At 57.5% G+C, this 3187-nt stretch carries 2 protein-coding genes; both read left to right on the top strand.

Going from position 1 to position 3187, the window contains the following annotated elements:
- The first annotated feature begins 206 nt into the window (after positions 1-206).
- Positions 207-1622, top strand: coding sequence for an NAD(P)/FAD-dependent oxidoreductase (locus HFM78_RS15940; RefSeq protein ID WP_287130449.1), 1416 nt, complete (start codon positions 207-209; stop codon positions 1620-1622).
- Positions 1623-1659: 37 nt separating this feature from the next.
- Positions 1660-3187: acetate--CoA ligase (acs, locus tag HFM78_RS15935; protein ID WP_287130448.1), on the top strand; the 1528-nt coding region annotated here is incomplete at its 3' end.

Here is a 3187-nt window from a genome sequence, read left to right as displayed (position 1 = left end):
GCAAGCTTCAGTGAAACGTCAAGAATCACCGCTCCTTTAGGACGGTGAGTATGTCAAGGGTGGACTCTATCATCTCATGGGTGTTGGAAGTAGGGTGCTACGCTCAACAAGCGGAGGAGCACTGTTAGCGAACTTAGCGGTTATCAAAGAAGTCTCAGTTGATGACTTTTGGGAATGGGCAGGAATTTGCATAGGAGGTTTTAGCCATGGTTCCCTTCGATGTAGTGGTGATTGGCGGCGGGTCCGGGGGTCTGACCGTGGCAGCAGGAGCGGCACAACTGGGGGCTAAGGTCGCTCTCATTGATAAGGCTCGGCTTGGAGGGGATTGTCTCTGGCAGGGTTGTGTCCCGTCTAAAGCTCTCATTCATGTCAGTCGGATCGCTCACCAAGTCCGTCACAGTGACCGCTGGGGTATCCCGTCTTCCGCTGGTCCCGTAGACTTCCGTGCAGTCCGCAACCATGTCGCGCAGGCCATCCAACGAATTGAGCCCCACGATTCCCCGGCTCGGTTTCAGGGGTTGGGGGTAGAGGTCCTGTTTGGGGAGGGTCAGTTCGTGGACCGGGCGACTTTTCGGTTGAGTGGACGGGACCTCAAGGCGCGGACATTTTGTATTGCTACCGGGTCTCGGCCCCAGATTCCGCCGATTCCGGGACTCAGCGAAGCGGGGTTCATTACTAATGAAGATGTATTTACCCTGCCTGCTTGTCCGCCCCGGCTGGTGGTTCTCGGCGGTGGACCCATTGGGCTGGAGTTGGGCCAAGCTCTGCACCGTTTGGGGTCTGAGGTAACGGTTCTACAACGAGGAGAGCGCATTTTACCCCGTGAAGATACCGCCCTTGCCGCTATCCTTCATCAAGCCCTGACCGACGAGGGCATCACCATTAAAACCGGGGTGACGGTGAATCGGGTCGAGGGACAAGGCGATGTAAAAATCCTTCATACCAACCAAGGCTCGTTTACTGCTGATGCAATTCTCGTCGCCACGGGCCGTCAACCCAACTTAGAAGGGTTGGGTTTGAAAGAAGCTGGGGTCGGTTTCAATGAGCGGGGTATTCAGGTAGATGCTTACCTCGCTACAACGAACCCCAGGATTTTTGCCTGTGGGGATGTGACGGGGGGATATAAGTTCACCCATGTGGCGGGGTATGAGGGGACGGTGATTGTCCGTAACGCGCTGTTGAATTTATTTAAGGCCAAGGCCGATTACCGGGTCATTCCCTGGACTACTTTCACCGATCCCGAAGTGGCCCACGTCGGTCTGACGGAGGCTGAGGCTAAGGACCAGGGCGGGATTGTTCTGGAGCAACCCTTTAAAGGCATTGACCGGGCGATTACGGCGGGAGAGGAGACGGGGTTAATTAAAATCATCATCCGCCCCGATGGAACCATCCTCGGCGCACACATTATTGGTCAACAGGCCGGGGAACTCCTTCAAGAATGGGTCCTTGCCATGAAACAGAATCTCAAAGTCGGGGCCATCAGCGCGAGTATCCATCCCTACCCGACGCTGAGCCTGGGCAACCAGCAGGTCTCCGGGCAACTAACTAAGCAACGTTTCCGGGCCAGTCCGCTCCCCGGCCTCCTCCAGGCTCTCTTTAGCCAGTTGCGTAACTGGTCTTGATTTCGCTCAAAATAAAATAAACCGTGGGGGGTGTCCGGTGGTTGACCTAAATACAACAGCGATTGATTCGGTCTTGACGGAGGAGCGCGTCTTTGAACCTAGTGATAGTTTCAAGGACCAAGCCCACATAGATGCGGCGACCTACCGCCGGTTGTACCGCCAATCCATCGCTGACCCTGAGGGCTTCTGGGCCGAGCAGGCGGCTGAGAACCTGGACTGGTTTGCGCCCTGGGACAAGACCTTAGACGGGCAACGCTGGTTCGTGGGCGGCAAACTCAACTTGAGCCACAACTGTCTGGACCGCCATCTATTGACCGAGAACCGTCACAAAGCCGCCCTGATCTGGGAAGGCGAACCGGGGGATACCCGTACCTTCACCTATCTCCAACTGCACCAACAGGTCTGTCGTTTCGCCAACACCCTCCAAGCTCTCGGGGTCCAAAAGGGCGACCGGGTGGCGATTTATCTGCCGCTCATCCCGGAGGCGGTGATGGCGATGTTGGCCTGTGCCCGGTTGGGGGCGGTACATACGGTGGTCTTCGGGGGGTTCAGTGCGGAGGCGTTGCGGGACCGTTTGGTGGATGCCCAGGTCAAGGTCGTCGTCACGGCCGATGGCGGTTGGCGGCGGGGTAAACCTGTTTTACTCAAGGCGAATGTGGACCAAGCTTTAGTCACGGGGACGACTCAAGTGGCGGCGGTCCTCGTCGTGCAACGGTTGGGCGGGGAGGTGGCTTGGACGACCGGGCGGGACCATTGGTGGCAGGATTGGCAGTCCCAGGTCTCAGTAGAATGTCCGGCGGTGGTGATGGACAGTGAGGACCTGTTATTCATCCTCTACACCTCGGGGACCACCGGGAAACCCAAGGGCATTGTCCACACGACAGCGGGTTATGGGCTTTATGCTCACCTGACAACGCGCTATATTTTTGACCTCAAGCCCACGGACCTCTTTTGGTGTACGGCGGATGTGGGTTGGATTACGGGGCATTCCTATGTGGTCTATGGTCCGCTCTCGAATGGGGGGACGGTCTTTATTTATGAGGGTGCGCCCAATCACCCGGACCCCAGTCGTTTCTGGCAGTTGGTTGAGCAGCACCGGGTCAATATTTTTTACACGGCTCCGACAGCGGTGCGGGCTTTTATGAAGTGGGGGGAGGGCTATGTGCAAGCCCATGACCGCTCTTCCTTGCGTCTGCTCGGGACAGTGGGCGAACCGATTAACCCGGAGGCTTGGATGTGGTACCACACGGTTATTGGGGAGGGGCGTTGTCCGATTGTGGATACCTATTGGCAGACGGAGACGGGGGGCATCATTATTACGACGTTGCCCGGAGCGAGTGCGACGAAACCGGGTTCGGCGGGTTTACCTTTTTTCGGGATTCTGCCGGAGGTGGTGGACATGAGGGGGCAAGCAGTTCCGGTGCAGACGGGGGGGCTTTTGGTGGTGCGGCGGCCTTGGCCTGGAATGATGCGGACGATCTACAATGACCACCCGCGTTTCTTGAGTTATTGGCAGTCGGTGCCGGGGTCCTATCTCACGGGGGACGGGGCGGTTTGTGATGGGG

Origin of the sequence: Candidatus Cyanaurora vandensis (genome assembly GCF_013285555.1) — a bacterium.
Classification (GTDB): Bacteria; Cyanobacteriota; Cyanobacteriia; order Gloeobacterales; family Anthocerotibacteraceae; genus Cyanaurora; species Cyanaurora vandensis.
Note: the sequence above shows the minus strand (reverse complement) of the source record. Positions and strands in the feature narration are given on the sequence as shown.